11 protein-coding genes, 1 tRNA gene and 1 pseudogene are annotated in these 15,736 nt (G+C 65.8%); 3 read left to right on the top strand and 10 right to left on the bottom strand.

The genetic code is table 11. The features are described from left to right. Positions 1-28: 28 nt before the first annotated feature. Positions 29-223 carry a hypothetical protein gene (locus AC5ZFO_RS25515; RefSeq protein WP_282519272.1) on the top strand — a complete coding sequence of 65 codons (195 nt, stop codon included), beginning with the start codon at positions 29-31 and terminating at the stop codon, positions 221-223. An 81-nt stretch (positions 224-304) separates the two neighbouring features. Here AC5ZFO_RS25515 and AC5ZFO_RS25510 read toward each other — a convergent pair whose 3' ends face one another. From AC5ZFO_RS25510 to AC5ZFO_RS25470, 9 genes and pseudogenes are all read right to left on the bottom strand, one after another. Next, positions 305-451, bottom strand: a complete 147-nt coding sequence (locus tag AC5ZFO_RS25510; protein ID WP_282519273.1) for a hypothetical protein — start codon at positions 449-451, stop codon at positions 305-307. A 189-nt stretch (positions 452-640) separates the two neighbouring features. Then, positions 641-714 (bottom strand) — tRNA-Cys (locus tag AC5ZFO_RS25505). 56 nt (positions 715-770) lie between these two features. Beyond that, positions 771-1,519: pseudogene (locus tag AC5ZFO_RS25500) on the bottom strand (ABC transporter ATP-binding protein). A gap of 7 nt (positions 1,520-1,526) precedes the next feature. Next, entirely contained in the window at positions 1,527-1,877 is a 351-nt protein-coding gene (locus AC5ZFO_RS25495; RefSeq protein WP_282519275.1) for a hypothetical protein, read from the bottom strand. Continuing rightward, a complete protein-coding gene (locus AC5ZFO_RS25490) occupies positions 1,852-2,586 on the bottom strand; it encodes a tRNA-uridine aminocarboxypropyltransferase (protein ID WP_282519276.1) in 735 nt (244 codons plus the stop codon). The genes AC5ZFO_RS25495 and AC5ZFO_RS25490 overlap by 26 nt, the downstream gene beginning before the upstream one ends. A 37-nt stretch (positions 2,587-2,623) precedes the next feature. Then, the gene (locus tag AC5ZFO_RS25485) at positions 2,624-5,731 is read right to left on the bottom strand and encodes an efflux RND transporter permease subunit (protein WP_282519277.1); all 3,108 of its coding nucleotides are present in this window, start codon (positions 5,729-5,731) and stop codon (positions 2,624-2,626) included. Then, complete coding sequence (locus tag AC5ZFO_RS25480; protein WP_282519278.1) at positions 5,731-8,880, bottom strand: efflux RND transporter permease subunit; 3,150 nt, start codon at positions 8,878-8,880, stop codon at positions 5,731-5,733. Before AC5ZFO_RS25480 ends, AC5ZFO_RS25485 begins: the two co-directional genes overlap by 1 nt. 36 nt (positions 8,881-8,916) lie before the next feature. Then, the gene (locus AC5ZFO_RS25475; protein WP_282519279.1) at positions 8,917-10,347 is read right to left on the bottom strand and encodes an efflux RND transporter periplasmic adaptor subunit; all 1,431 of its coding nucleotides are present in this window, start codon (positions 10,345-10,347) and stop codon (positions 8,917-8,919) included. Then, entirely contained in the window at positions 10,337-11,788 is a 1,452-nt protein-coding gene (locus AC5ZFO_RS25470) for an efflux transporter outer membrane subunit (protein ID WP_282519585.1), read from the bottom strand. Before AC5ZFO_RS25470 ends, AC5ZFO_RS25475 begins: the two co-directional genes overlap by 11 nt. A 650-nt stretch (positions 11,789-12,438) precedes the next feature. Here AC5ZFO_RS25470 and AC5ZFO_RS25465 point away from each other — a divergent pair. Continuing rightward, positions 12,439-13,668, top strand: a complete 1,230-nt coding sequence (locus AC5ZFO_RS25465; RefSeq protein WP_282519280.1) for an SAM-dependent methyltransferase — start codon at positions 12,439-12,441, stop codon at positions 13,666-13,668. A 120-nt stretch (positions 13,669-13,788) separates the two neighbouring features. Continuing rightward, positions 13,789-14,823 (top strand): cysteine synthase A, encoded by a 1,035-nt coding sequence (locus tag AC5ZFO_RS25460; protein WP_028161359.1) that lies wholly within the window; start codon positions 13,789-13,791, stop codon positions 14,821-14,823. 170 nt (positions 14,824-14,993) lie between these two features. Here AC5ZFO_RS25460 and AC5ZFO_RS25455 read toward each other — a convergent pair whose 3' ends face one another. After that, a complete protein-coding gene (locus AC5ZFO_RS25455) occupies positions 14,994-15,731 on the bottom strand; it encodes an amino acid ABC transporter ATP-binding protein (RefSeq protein ID WP_282519281.1) in 738 nt (245 codons plus the stop codon). Positions 15,732-15,736 lie beyond the last annotated feature (5 nt).

The raw sequence follows: 15,736 nt of genomic DNA, 5'->3' as shown, positions 1-15,736 counted from the left end.
TGCGCCATCCGCGTTCTGCGAGGGTGCGATGAGCGAAGCCGAATTCAACTTGCTGCTGGATGCCGTTCGGGACGCCATGGTCTATCAAGATGTCGCGCCCGAGCCGGAGGAGGAATTCGTGCCCCGCTCGTGGTCGTACGCCGCAACGCCCAAAGCCGCCAATGACAATGAGGGCGCCTGGCCCCTTCTGCCGTTTCCGGACGGCTGGTACGCGGCCGGTTGAGGCCACTTTCAACGTCAACCGATGCGCCCGCTCCGGCGGGCGTTTTGCTATCGGCCATGCGCCGGAACGGCGCGGCGCCGATCAGGTCTTGACCCGCTCCTCGCCCTCCTGCGGCACCCGGTCGGGTGCGGCCGGCGGAAAGATGCTGTCATAGATCGCACGGGCCTCGCGAATGAGGCGAGCCCGCTCCAGCTCGGATTTCGGGACAAATCGGACGACGTCGCTCACGTGCTCTCCAGCTCCAGGGGTTCGTCACGCATCACTTCGCAGATGCGAAGTCTGTGCCATCGGGCCTGAATCGCGGGTGTCCGCCAAGCCCCGGGCAAACCCGGTGTGCACGGCCTGGCAGGCCTTTGCTGCGCGCTCGGCGGAACGCGCGGTGAGCAAAATTTGTGATGAAATATCAGGAGGTTGTTATGGAGGCCACGACCAGAATTGAACTGGTGTACACGGTTTTGCAGACCGTTGCGTAACCACTCCGCCACGTGGCCCCGTAAGGGCGGAGCAATATAGGGGATCAATGGCTTAGGCAACCCCGACCGGGCGTTTACGCTTTGGTCCCGCCGGGGCCGGCGAGATATATCGCAAGAATCGCATCGGTCGGGCCGACCGCGGTCATCCGCCCCTCCTCCAGCAGGATCGCGCGGTTGCAGGTGCTCTGGATCAGCTCGATGTCGTGCGAGGCCAGCACCAGGATGCCGGCACGGGCCACGATCTCGTCGAGCCGTTGCCGCACCTTCCGGCGGAATTGCTGGTCGCCGACGCCGATCCATTCGTCGAGCAGCACGATCTCGCCTTCCACGGCGGTTGCGACCGCGAAGATCAGGCGCAGCATCATGCCGCTGGAATAGGTCCGCAGCGGCAGGTCGAGCCGGTCACCGAGCTCGGTGAACTCGGCGATCTCCGCCCGCCGCGCATCGATCTCGGAGCGCCGCGCGCCGATCACGAGACCGCGCCGCACGATGTTCTCGTAACCCGTGGCTTCCTCGTCGAAGCCGGCCGACAGGTCGAACAGCGACAGGCAGCGGCCGAGCACGTCCAGGCTGCCCGCGGTCGGATGACAGATGCCGGCGAGCACCCGCAGCAGCGTGGTCTTGCCGGCGTCGATGATGGCGACGCGGTCGCCGGCGCGGATGTCGAGACTGACGTCGTTGAGCGCGGAGACAATGTGCGGCACCGCCGACGTCCGGCGCAGCGTCACCACGCTGACCGGCTGCGCAGCGAACGGTCGCGGAATGACAGCACCGGAAAGTTGACCGAAACGTTGCGAAGCACGATGTGGGCGGCAAGGCTCATGCGCACCTCACAGCCAATACGCCACGCGGTGGCGGAATTTTGCGTAGTAGCCGAAGGCGATGACGGCGACGACGATCGCATAGATCGCCCCGAGCAGCCATTGCTCCGGATCGGTCGGCTGCGACAGCAGCGACCTGCGCACGAGGTCGAGCAGCGTCGCGAACGGATTGGCGCGGATCAGCCAGTAGAACGCGGTGCCGCGCAGGGCGTCCTCGGTCCAGATGATTGGCGTCAGGAAGAAGATGAATTGCAGGCCGCTGACGATCGCCGTGCCGATATCACCAAAGCGCGCGCAGAGCATGCCGAGCGCGACCGGAGGATTTAAGCGCGAGTCAGCCGCGCTTGCTGCGCCGGACACCGCGCCGGCGGTCCTTGACCGGCGGCTTTGGCGCCAGTTCCGGCATTTCGGCCTGCACCTCGCGGTAGCGCGTCAACATCCGTTCAAAACTGGCGTTCAGCGTCTCCGCGATGTCGGGACGCTTCTCGAGGCTGGCCAGGATGGTCGCGGCCGCCTCGATGGTCGACAGCCCGTCCTTGCGCGGCTCCTTGCGCAGGCGGCCGTAGCGCGAGGGATGCGCCGGGTTGAGGATGACGCGCTGGCATTTGAGCATCCAGGGATTGCGCCACCACAGCGCCTTGGCCTGGCTCCATGTGCCGTCGAGCAGCACCACGCCTTCGAGCTTGCCGAGGATCGCGCGCTGATTGTCCGCGACCTCGCCTTTGCGGTTGAGCGCCAGGATCTCGCCCTCGGCTTCGAGATCGGCCGCGCGGGCCGAGCCGAGATAGAGCACGGCCCAGTGCGAGGCGTTCTCGACCGGCCGCGCCAGCGCCTTGGACAGGCTCGGCCAGGACAGGCCGACCCGCACCGTGGCATCGGTAAAGTGCTTCGCAAGCAGCCGGGCGGTGCCGAGCGCCCTGTCCTGCTCCTGCGGATGCTGGAGGATCAGGAGCGAGAGCCGGGTCTTGATCGGCGTGACACTGTCGCAGATGCACAGCGGCATCGGCTTCTGGCAGTGCGGGCATTCGGGGATCGGATCGGCCGGCGCGGCGGCTGTGGGGGTCGACATGGCCGCCGCTATACGCTTGAAGCGGCGGTTCAACAACCTATTCCGCGGGCGCGGCGAGCGGACGCGGCTCGGAACGGCGGCGCAGGCGGTCGATCAGCAGGTAGATCACGGGCGTCGTGTAGAGCGTCAGGATCTGCGAGACGAACAGGCCGCCGATGATGGTGATGCCGAGCGGACGGCGCAGCTCCGTGCCCGGACCGGTCGCGACGACCAGCGGAATGCCGGCGAACAGCGCCGCCATGGTCGTCATCAGGATGGGGCGGAAGCGGGCCTGGCAGGCCTCGAAGATCGCCTCCGCCGAGGACAGGCCGCGCTGGCGCTCGGCATCGAGCGCGAAGTCCACCATCATGATGCCGTTCTTCTTGACGATGCCGATCAACAGGATGATGCCGACGAAGGCGATCACCGTCAGCGGCGTGTTGGTCAGCTGCAAGGCGAGCAGCGCGCCGAGCCCCGCGGACGGCAGCGTCGAGATGATCGTCAGCGGATGGGCGAGGCTCTCATAGAGCACGCCGAGCACGATATACATCGCCACCAGCGCGCCGAGGATCAGCAGCGGCTGGCGGCCGCTGGTCCTGGCGAAATCACCGGCATTGCCGTCAAAACTGCCGCGAATGCCATCGGGCATGTGCAGCTCCTCGACCGCGCGCTGCACGTTCTGGATGGCTGTCTGAAGCGGCACGTCCGGCAACAGGTTGAACGACACCGTGGTCGAGGGAAACGCCTGCGAATGATAGACCGCCAGCGCAGCGAGCCCGCGCGTCGCATGCACCACCGTCGATAGCGGCACCTGCGCGTCATTGGCACCGGCGACATAGATACGATCGAGGTTGGATGGGTCGACCTGGAATTTCGGGTCGATCTCCAGCACGGTCATATACTGGTTGCGCTGGGTGTAGATGATCCCGATCTGCCGCTGCGAAAATGCGTTGTTGAGCGCGTTGTCGATATCCTGGACCCTGACGCCGAGCGCCGAGGCCTTCTGGCGGTCGATCGAGAGCGTGAGCTGAAGCCCGCCGGGATCGCGGTCGCTGGAAATATCCGTGATGCCCTCGATGCTCTCCATGCGCTTGGCCACGATCGGCGCCCACTTCTGGAGCAGGCTGAGATCGGTGCTGGTCAGCGTGTACTGGTAGTCGGAATCGCTCTGCCGTCCGCCGGCGCGGACGTCCTGGGCGGCGAACATGAACAGGCGGATGCCGGGCACCGGGTACAGGGCGCGCCTGAGACGGTCGATCACGACCTGCGTCGAGACGTGGTCGCGCTCCTCCGGCGGCTTCAGGCTGATGAACATGGTGCCGCGGTTCGAGGTCGCAGCCCCCGGCCCCCCGCCTCCGCTGCCGACGGTCGAGCCGATCCCGGCGACGGCCGGATCCTGCATCACGATGTCGGCGAGCCGCTGCTGCAGGCCGAGCATGGACTGGAACGAGATGTCGGCCGAGGCGCGCGTCGCGCCGATGACGAAACCGGAATCGTCGGTCGGGAAATAGCCCTTGGGAACCTTGATGTAGAGCGTCACGGTGAGGCCGATGGTGGCGAAGAACACCAGCAGCGTCAGCAGCGGATATTGCAGCACGGTACGCAAGCTGCGGGCGTAAAACGTGACCACGCGCGACAGCGAACCTTCGATCAGCCGGTCGAACAGCGTCGCGGTGCCGGATGTGGTCTGTCGGATGTAGTGAGCGCAGATCATCGGGGTGACCGTCAGCGACACCAGCGTCGAGACCAGGATCGCAAAGGTCAGTGTCAGCGAGAACTCGCGCAGGAGCCGACCGACGATGCCGTCCATGAAGATCAGCGGCGTGAAAGCCGCGATCAGCGACAGGCTGATCGAGACCACGGTGAATCCGATCTGCCGTGCCCCGACCAGGGCCGCCTGGAGCGGCCGCATGCCATGTTCGAGATTGCGGTACATGTTTTCGATCATGACGATGGCGTCGTCGACCACGAAGCCGACCGAGATCGCCAGCGCCATCAGCGACAGATTGTCGATCGAGAAGCCCGCGACCCACATCCCTGCACAGGTCCCGGCCAGCGCCAGCGGCACGGAGATGCCGGCCGCAATCGTCGGCGTCAGCCGCCGCAGGAACACGAACACCACGACCATCACGAGGACAGCGGTTGCCAGCAGCGTCCACTGCATGTCGAGCACGCTGGCGCGGATCGTGCTGGTACGGTCGACCAGCGTGGAAATATCGACACCCGCCGGGATCCATTGCTTCAGCGCCGGGATCAGCGCCTTCACCCGGTCGACGGTGTCGATGACGTTGGCGTCGCCCTGCTTGGTGATCTGGATCAGCACCGCCGGCTGCTTGTTGAACCAGGCGATCGAGCGGGCGTTGCGGACGGAGTCCTCGATGTCGGCGACGTCGGACAGCCTGACGAAATTGCCGTTCGAGCTCTTGATGATGATGTCGCGGAACTCTTTCGCCGTCCGCATCTGCTTGTTCAGCGACAGCGTCTCGCTCTGGCGCTCGCCGTTGAAGATGCCGACGGGACCAAGCGGGTTGGCGTTGATGATCGCGGTCCTGACGTCGTCGGTGGCGATGCCGGCGTTGGACAGTGCGACGGGGTTGAGCTGCACGCGCACCGCCGGCTGGTCGGCGCCGCTCACCGTCACGTCGCCGACACCCGGCACCTGCGAGATCCGCTGCGCGAGCACGGTATCGGCGACGTCGTAGATCGCGCTGGCCGACAGCGTCTTCGAGGTCAGCGCCAGCACGAAAACGGGCGCGCCGGCCGTATTCGCCTTGCGGAAGCGCGGCAACGTCGGCAGGTCGCTCGGCAGGTCGATCAGCGCGGCATTGATCGCCGCCTGCACGTCGCGCGCGGCCTTGTCGATGTTACGGCCGATGTCGAACTGGAGCTGGATGCTGGTCGTGCCGAGCGACGACGTCGAGGTGATCTGGTTGATGCCCGCGATCTCGCCGAGCCGACGCTCCAATGGCGAGGCCACCGTCGCCGCCATGACGGACGGGTCGGCGCCCGGCCGGCTGGCCGACACGAAGATGGCGGGGAAGTCGACGTTCGGGACCGAGGCGACGGGAAGGAACTCGTAGGCAACGACACCCAGCAGGAACAATCCGATCGACAGCAGCGTGGTCGCGACCGGACGGCGGATGAAGGGCTCCGAGATCGATGCCATCACTGCATCCCCTCGGTTGCGCCCGCGACCGGCGGGCCGCCGGATTCAGCCGGCGGCAGCGCCTGCTCGAGGCGGCGGTTGATGCGGTCGAGCGCCAGATAGATCACGGGCGTGGTGTAGAGCGTGAGCAGCTGGCTCAGCAGCAGGCCGCCGATGATGGAGATGCCGAGCGGAAAGCGCAGCTCGGCGCCGGTGCCGCTCTCGATCGCGAGCGGCAGCGCGCCGAACAGCGCCGCCAGCGTCGTCATCATGATCGGACGGAAGCGCAAGAGACAGGCCTGCACGATCGCCTCGTTCGGCGACATCCCCTGCCCGCGCTCAGCCTCGAGCGCGAAGTCGATCATCATGATCGCGTTCTTCTTGACGATGCCCATCAAGAGAATGATGCCGATCAGGCCGATCACCGAGAGGTCCTGCCCGCACAGCATCAGCGCCAGGATCGCGCCGACGCCGGCCGAAGGCAGCGTCGACAGGATGGTGATCGGGTGGATGTAGCTCTCATAGAGCACGCCCAGCACGATGTAGATCGTGATCACGGCGGCGAGCAGCAGCCAGGGCTGGCCGGCGAGCGCCTTGGCGAATTCGGCGGCATCGCCGGCATAGACGCCGACGATGCTGTTGGGCATCTCGATCCGGGTCTCGATCGTCTTCACCGCCTCGACGGCATCACCGAGCGCGGCGCCCGGGGCGAGGTTGAAGCTGAGTGAGATCGACGGGAATTGCGCCTGGTGCGAGATCGCGAGCGGCGCCGTGGTGCGCTTCAGCGTCGCCACGGCGGAGAGCGGCACCTGGGCATTGGGCCCGCCCACGATGCTGCTCGCCGCGCCCGGCAGATACAGCTTCGACAGGATCGAAGGATCGCGCTGGTACATCGGCAGCGCTTCCAACACCACGCGGTACTGGTTGGCCTGGCCGTAGATGGTCGAGATCTGCCGCTGCGCGAACGCGTCGTTGAGCGTGTCGGTGATGCCTTGCAGGCTCACGCCGAGCTGTCCGGCCCGGGTCCGGTCCACGTCGAGCTGCGCCCGCAGGCCGCCCTCCTGCGCCTCCGAGGAGACGTCGCGGAACAGCGGATCGCGCCGCATCTCGGCAACGAGCTTGCGCGCCCACTCCGACACCAGCGTCGCGTCGGTCCCGGTCAGCGTGTACTGGTACTGCGAACGACTCGACTGGGTCGAAATCTGCACGTCCTGCACCGGCTGGAAATAGACGGTCATGCCGGGGATGGCCGACACCCGTTCCTTCAGCCGGGTCACAACCGCGCTGACGTCGTCGCGCCGCTCGCCGCGCGGCTTCAAGGTCATGACCAGGCGCCCGACATTGGTGGTCGGGTTGACCGAGCCCGCCCCGATCACCGAGACCACGCCGACCACATCAGGATCGGCCTTGATGGCATCGGCCGCCTCGGCCTGCCGCTTCTGCATCTCGGTGAACGACACGTCGGGTCCCGCCTCCGTCACCGCCGTGATCGAGGCGGTGTCCTGAAGCGGCAGAAAGCCCTTTGGCGCGACGACGTAGAGGACGAGGGTCGCGACCAGCGTGGCGAACGTCACGAGTAGCGTGGCGCGCTGGCGTTCCAGCACCCAGAGCAGCGTCCGGTGATAGAACTCGACGGTGCCATCGATGAAGCGGCTGATCGCGGCCAATCCCGGCACAGCCAGTTCCTCATGGGCGTGCTTGAGCAGCCGGGAGCACATCATCGGCGTCAGCGTCAGCGAGACAACGGCCGAGGTCACGACCGCGATCGTCAGCGTCAGCGCGAATTCGCGGAACATGCGCCCGACGAGGCCGGACATGAACAAAAGCGGGATGAACACCGCGATCAGCGACACCGTCAGCGAGATCACGGTGAAGCCGATTTCGCTGGCCCCTTTCAGCGAGGCCTCCATCGCGCTATCGCCGTTCTCCATGTGGCGGACGATGTTCTCGATCATGACGATGGCGTCGTCGACGACGAAACCGGTGCCGATCGTGAGCGCCATCAGCGACAGATTGTCGAGGCTGAAGCCGGCGAAATACATGATGCCGAAGCTGGTGATCAGCGACAGCGGCAGCGCCACGCCGGCGATCAGCGTGGCCCTGAGCGAGCGCAGGAACAACAGCACCACCAGCGTCACCAAGACGACGCTGAGGATGAGGGTGAACTGCACGTCGCGGACCGAGGCGCGGATGGTGACGGTACGGTCGGAGACGATGGTGAGGTTCACGCCGGCCGGAATGGCGCGCTGGACCTTTGGGATTTCCGCCCGGATCTGGCTGACGACATCGATGACGTTGGCGCCGGGCTGGCGCTGGATGTCGATGATGACCGCCGGCGTGCCCTGATACCAGCCGCCGGTGCGGTCGTTCTCGAGGCCATCCACGATCTGCGCGACATCGGCAATCGTGACCGGCGAGCCGTTGCGGTAGGCGATGATGACAGGCTTGTAGGCGTCGGCGGCGGCGATCTGGTCGTTGGCGGCGATGATGTAGGATTGCTGCGCGCCGTCGAGCGAGCCTTTGGGCCCCGAAACGTTGGCGTTGGCGATCGCAGTGCGCAGATCCTCCATCGCGATGCCGTAGGCCGCAAGCCGCGCAAGGTCGGCCTGAATGCGCACGGCCGGCTTCAGCCCGCCGAGCACCGAAACGCGCCCGACGCCGGAAATCTGGCTCAGCCGCTGCGCCAGCAGCGTGTCGGCGATGTCGCTCATCGCCCGCAGCGAGATCGTGTCGGAGCGAAGCGCCAGTGTCATCACCGGCGCGTCCGCCGGGTTCACCTTGGCGTAGGTCGGCGGATAGGGCAGCGTCTTGGGCAGCACGCCGGCCGCCGCGTTGATCGCGGCCTGCACGTCCTGGGTGGCGCCGTCGATGTCGCGGTTGAGGTCGAACTGAAGCGAGATCTGGCTGACGCCGAACGAGCTCGTCGAGTTCATCGCCGACAGCGACGGGATCTGGCCGAGCTGGCGCTCCAGCGGCGCGGTGATCAGCGAGGCGATCACGTCGGGACTTGCGCCCGGAAGCTGCGTCGTCACCTGCACGGTCGGGAAATCGACCTGCGGCAGCGCCGAGACCGGCAGGGAGAAATAGCCGAGCGCGCCCCCGATCAGCAGGGCAATACCGAGCAGCGAGGTCGCGATCGGGCGGCGGATGAAGGGTTCGGAGACGCCCATGGGATCTGCCTGCCGCTCAGGCGGCTGTTGTCGGGATCATGGCTGCTTGGCTCCAGGTCCCGATGCCCCCGGCCCCGGCGCCGGTCCGGTCTGCCCCTTCTGGTCGCCTTCGCTGCTGCTCCGCTTGGCGCGGTGCTCGCCGTCCTTGCCAGGTCCGTCCTTGCCAGGTCCGTCCTTGCCAAGTCCGTCCTTTTGCCCGTCCTTGGCCTGCCCATCCTTCTTCTGGCCATCCGGGCCGCGCGTGCGCTTGCGCGGGGCGAGATCGGCCGACGGTGTCTGGTCATCGCGGCCGACGACCACCTTGGACCCGTCGGACAGATTGGCAAAGCCCGTCGTGACGACCTTGTCGGTCGGCGACAGGCCGCTGGCAATGACGGCGTCATGCTCGTTCTGCTGGGTCACGGTCACCGGCTTGGCGGAGACGACATTGTCCTCGCCGATGACGTAGCTGAAGGTGCCGATCGGTCCGCGCTGCACCGCCGATGTCGGCACCACCAGCGCCTGCATCAAGGTCTCGACCTTGAGGCGGACATTGACGAACTGGCCCGGCCAGAGCTGGTAATTGGCGTTGGGGAATTCCGCCTTGAGCTTGAGCGTGCCGGTGGTCTGGTCGACCTGGTTGTCGATGCCGGTCAGCTTGCCGGTGTCGATCACGGTGATGCCGTCATTGCCGAACACGTCGACCGCGAGCGTGCCCTTCGACGCCGCTGCGTTGACGCGCATGATCTGCTGCTGCGGCAGGCTGAACCACACCGCGATCGGCTGCAATTGCGTGATCACCAGGAGGCCCGTGGCGTCGGCGGCGTGGATGATGTTGCCCTGGTCGACCTGGCGCAGGCCGGCGCGGCCGGAGAGCGGCGCCACGATCTTGGTGTAGCTCAACGTCGCCGCCGCATTGTCGATCGCAGCCTGGTCGGCTTTGACCAGCGCCTCGGTCTGCGCGACCGCGGCGCGCTGGGTGTCGGCCTGTTGTTTGGAGCCCGCGTTGGAGGCAGCCAACTGCTCGTAGCGCGTAAGGTCGATGCGCTGGTTGGCGAGCTGCGCCTCGTCCTGCGCCTTCTTGGCGACGGCCTGGTCATACGTCGCCTGGTAGAGTGCGGGGTCGATCTCGCCGAGCACGTCGCCCTTCTTGACGTCCTGGCCCTCGGTGAATTTCACGGCGATCAGCTTGCCGTCGACCTGCGAGCGCACGGTCACCGTGTTGAGCGCGCGGATCGCGCCCACGCCGTCGAGATAGACCGGGACGTCCTGGATGCGGGGCGTCGCCGCCAGCACCGGCACCGGCAGATCGGGCCGCTGGTTGCGGCCATTCGCCTGCTGCGGCTGCTGGTGCCAGACGGTCCAGCCGAAATAGCCGAGCCCGCCAAGGATGGCGAGCGTGATCAGGGTCATGACGAAGCCGCGGCCGCGCGATTTCTTCGCCGTCCCTTCTTTCGCGCCTTCCTTCGTATCCGGCTTAAAGAGCATTGACCGGTTTCTCCATTCGCGGCTCCCAGCCGCCGCCGAGCGCCTGATACAGGCTGACGATGGCGAGAAGCCGTGCGAGTTGGGCCTGCCACAACGCATCTTCGGCCTGAAATAGTGTCTGCTGGACGTTCAGCACAGTCACGATGTCGGCCGTGCCGGCGCGCAATTGCTGCTCGGCCAGATCGAAGGCGCGCTTCGACGAGGTCACGACATCGCGCTGCAATTGCAGCTTGATCGTGGTCTGCTTGATCGAATACAGCGCATTGTCGACGTCCGCAAACGACTGGATGATGGTCTTGCGGTAGGTCTGAAGCAACTCGTCCTGCCGCGCCTTGGCGAATTCGAAATTGCCGAGGATCTTGCCGCCGTCGAAGATCGGCTGCGTGGCGCTACCGACGAGCTGGAAGAAGGCCGCATGCGGCTGGAACAGCGAGACCAGCGCCGAGCTCTGATAGCCGCCATTGCCGGTGAGCTGGATGGTCGGAAAGAACTGCGCGCGGGCATTGCCGATGTTCGCGGTCGCCGAGGCGAGCTGTGCCTCCTGGCGGCGGATGTCGGGCCGCTGCGTCAAAAGCTCCGACGGCAGGCCGGGCGTGACGCGCGGGATGGCGATCTTGTTCAGCGAGCCGCCGAGCACGCGGACGCTCTCCGGCGGCCGCGATACCAGCACGGCGAGTGCGTTGACGTTCTGGTCGAGCGTCTGGCGCAGCGGCGGCACCAGCGCCTTCTGGTTGGCGAGCACGCTCTCCTGCTGGGCGACGTCGAGGTCGGTGCCGGTGCCGGCCTTGCGGCGCTCGCGGATCGCATCGAGGATGCGCTGCGCGCTGGCGATGTTGCTCTGGGCGGTACGCAGGCGATCCTGCGAGGCCAGCACCTGGAAATAGGCGTTGGCGACGCCGGCGAGCGTCGTCAGGGCGACGACGTCACGATCGAAACGGTTGGCATTCGCCGTCTCTTCCGCCGTTTGCAGCGCATCGCGGTTCTGGCCCCAGAAGTCGAGCTGGTAGCTCGCGCTCAGCGACGCCGAATAGTTGACGACCTCGCGGCCGCCGATGGACAGGCCCGAGGCGCTCGAACCCGAGGTGCGTGAATAGGTTTCCGATCCGCCGCCCGACAGGCTCGGCAGCAGGGCAGCGCCTGCCTGCCGCGCCTGGGCGTCGGCCTGGACGATGCGCGCGACGGCGGCGGCGATGTCGAGATTGACGGTTTGCGCCTCCTCCATCAGTTGCGTCAGCTCCGTGGAGCGAAAGCCGCGCCACCAATCCAGCGACGGCGGCGCATCCGGCTTGCCCGCGTATTTGTATTGCGCGGGAACATCGAGTGCGGGATCGGGCAAATCCTGCGTCAGCACGCAGGCGCCTGAACTGGCGGCAAGGCACACCACGGCAGCCCATCGCGCCGCACGCGACGTCCGGAACGTAAGGCCGGGAGATCGCCCCATGGCGACCGCAGGACCATCCTGTGTCACATCCACCCCCCGCCGGGCAGATTGATCCGCCACCGCAGAGCCGGATTAACCGATTCGTGGCGGGACGGCCGGGGGCGTTTGTGTAACTCGTTCACAGCCGTGATGCTTTCTGCGGAACCTGAAGTTGATACTAGCGGGGTGCGGAACAGGGGGACAGTCCCGCACCTGCGAAATACGGCCCCGAATGCGTCGATGTCGAACTCACGCAAATACAAAATGCGCCTGTGTCACAGGGCTTTTTTGTATTCCAACCTCGCTCCGAGGCGCATTCAAGCTTACCAAGATTTCATGTGACAATTGCCGCCACGCCGACGCCAGGGCCACCCGCTCCCGGCAGTCGCTCCACCGAAACCTGCGCCGCAGCGCACCGCAGCTTCCCGGGCCTTGGGTGAGCGCACGGCGCGCTGTGATCGGGTGATGGTCTGCAATTGCACTATGCAGGCGGCGATGAACTGCCGGAGGTACCCCGCCAGCACCTTGGCGACCGGCGCAACGCGCACCTATATCATGCGCATGATTCGACGCTGACCGTTTGCGGGGCGCCCTCGGGTCCAGCGATATGAGGCGTATGGGGGCGCCTGGCTCGCGGTCGGACAGTATCCGTTCAGGTGATGGATCCGCCGATGTCGCATACCATCTCGGTGACGTCAGACACCATAGACACAGTGCTCGCCGATCTGCCGCGCATCGTTCGCCTCGCGCTCAGTTTTGGCGCGCGGCTGCGGCGAGGAACGCTCGACGTCACCCTGCCCGACGGACGCGTGATCCGCCTCGGCGGCCAGGAGCCGGGCCCGAATGCCGCGATGCGGCTGCACAATTACGGCTTCGCTTCGCGCCTCGTTAACGGCGGCGACATCGGCATCGCGGAGGCCTATCTCGCCGGCGACTGGGATACGCCGGACCTGACGCAATTCCTCTACCTGTTCTGCGTCAATCACGATCTGATCCAGGCCATGCTGAACGACAAGCCGCTGATGCGGTTCGTCCAGCTGCTGCAGCACTGGTTCAACCGCAACACCCGCCGTCAGGCGCGGCGCAACATCCACGCCCATTACGACATCGGCAATGCGTTCTATTCGGCCTGGCTCGATCCCGGCATGACCTATTCCTCGGCGCTGTTCGAGGAGAGCACCTCCGATCTCACGACAGCCCAGACCAACAAATACCGCCGGCTCGCCGAGGCGCTCGACCTGAAGCCGGGCCAGACGCTGCTCGAGATCGGCTGCGGCTGGGGCGGCTTCGCCGAGTTCGCCGCAAAGACCTTCGGCACGCGCGTGGTGGGCCTCACGATCTCGACCGAGCAGCGCGATTTTGCGCAGAAGCGCATTCACGAGGCGGGCCTTGCCGAGAAGGTCGAGATCCGTCTTCAGGATTATCGCGACGAACGCGACCGCTACGACCGCATCGCCTCGATCGAGATGATCGAAGCCGTCGGCGAGCAGTTCTGGCCAAAATATTTCGCCCAGCTGCGGGACCGGCTGCTGCCCGGCGGCCTTGCCGGCATCCAGGCGATCACAATTCAGGACAGGCTGTTCCAGGGCTACCGGCGCGAGGTGGACTTCATCCAGCACTACGTCTTTCCCGGCGGCATGCTGCCCTCGCCCGCCGTGCTCAAGTCGCTCGGCGACAGGTTCGGCTTGCCCGTCATCCGCGAGCGCATCTTCGGGCAAGATTATGCCAAGACGCTGGCCACCTGGCGGAATAACTTCCAGACGGCCTGGCCGGGCCTCGTGCCGCTCGGCTTCGACGACCGGTTCCGGCGGCTGTGGGAGTATTACCTGTCCTATTGCGAGGCCGGATTCCTGTCCGGGAATATCGACGTCCGGCAAGTCATCTTCGCAAAGCAGCAATAAGGGTTTGCGGGGGCGGCTTGCAAGATCGCTTGCAAGGTCGCTTGCAAGGGTCGCTTGTAAGCCCCGCCACCCTACTTTAGGGTCGCGCCCACCTTGTGAACCAGCCGGTAATTGCCTGACATGACCATCAAAAATGACGTTGTCGAAGCCATCGGCAACACCCCGCTCATCAAGCTCAAGCGCGCCTCCGAACTGACCGGATGCACCATTCTGGGCAAGGCCGAGTTCATGAATCCGGGCCAGTCGGTGAAGGACCGCGCCGGCAAATGGATGATCCTGGAGGCCGAGAAGCGCGGCGAGCTCAAGCCGGGCGGTCTCGTGGTGGAGGCGACGGCCGGCAACACCGGAATCGGCCTCGCGGTCGTGGCGAGCGCGCGCGGCTACCGCACGCTGATCGTGATCCCGGAGACGCAGAGCCAGGAGAAGAAGGATTTTCTGAAGCTGTGCGGCGCCGAGCTGATCGAGGTGCCAGCCCTGCCCTATGCCAATCCCAACAATTATCAGCATGTCGGCCGCCGGCTCGCCGACGAACTGCGCAAGACCGAGCCCAATGGCGTGCTGTTCGCCGACCAGTGGAATAACCTCGACAATGCGAAGGCGCACTACGAGTCGACGGGTCCCGAGATCTGGGAGCAGACCGGCGGCAAGGTCGACGGCTTCGTCTGCTCGGTCGGCAGCGGCGGCACGCTCGCCGGCGTCAGCCGCTATCTGAAAGAGAAGAACAAGGACGTCCGGATCGCCTGCGCCGATCCGCATGGCGCCGGCATGTTCGAGTATTTCCGGAGCGGCGACGCCAAAGCGACGCCGGGCGGCTCGATCACGGAAGGTATCGGCCTCAACCGTGCGACCGCAATCGTCGAGAGCGCGAAGGTGGATGACGCCTATCTTGTTCCCGATGCGGAAGCCGTCACGGTGATTTACGAGCTGCTCCAGCACGAAGGCCTGTGCCTCGGCGGTTCCACCGGCATCAACATCGCCGGCGCAATACGACTTGCGAAACAGCTCGGGCCCGGCAAGACGATCGTCACCGTGCTCTGCGATTCCGGCAGCCGCTATCAGTCGAAGCTGTTCAATGCCGACTTCATGCGCGCCAAGAACCTGCCGGTGCCGGAATGGCTGGAGAAGCGCAGCAACATCAAGCCGCCGTTCGTCTAGGCCGGGAGGGTCGCGGCCGCCCGGATTACGAAGTCCGGCTCAAGTTGAGCAAGCCGCAGTGCCGCAGCCGTAGGGTGGGCAAAGCGAAGCGTGCCCACCACGCCTGCCGCGATCGCCGAGGGATGGTGGGCACGGCGCGACGCGCCTTTGCCCACCCTCGGCAGCCCGCTTCACCGCAAGATCTGGCTCAAAAACAGCTTCGTCCGCGCGTGCTGGGGAGCGGCGAAGAACTCGTTCGGCGTATTGGCCTCGATGATCTGGCCCGCATCCATGAACACGACGCGGTTGGCGACCTCGCGGGCGAAGCCCATTTCGTGGGTGACAACCAGCATGGTCATGCCCTCCTCGGCGAGGTCGACCATGGTGTCGAGCACTTCCTTGACCATTTCGGGGTCGAGCGCCGAGGTCGGCTCGTCGAACAGCATCACCTTGGGGTTCATCGTCAGCGCGCGTGCGATCGCGACGCGCTGCTGCTGGCCGCCGGACATCTGTCCGGGAAACTTGTTGGCCTGGTGCGGGATCTTGACCCGCTCCAGGAATTTCATCGCGTTGACCTCGGCGTCCCTCTTCGGGATGTTGCGCACCCAGATCGGCGCCAGCGTGCAGTTCTCCAGGACGGTCAGATGCGGGAACAGGTTGAAGCTCTGGAACACCATGCCGACCTCGCGGCGGACCGCATCGACGTGCTTGAGGTTCGGCCCGAGCTCGATGCCGTCGACGACGATCTCGCCCTCCTGGAATTCCTCGAGCGCGTTGATGCAGCGGATCAACGTCGACTTGCCCGAGCCCGAGGGGCCACAGATCACGATGCGCTCGCCCTTTTCGACCGCGAGGTCGATGTCGCGCAGTACGTGGAACTCGCCGTACCATTTGTTGAGGCCGGAAATCTTGACGATGGGGTCGGACATGATGA

This window comes from Bradyrhizobium sp. Unk1 (genome assembly GCF_059512345.1).
Note: the sequence above shows the minus strand (reverse complement) of the source record. Positions and strands in the feature narration are given on the sequence as shown.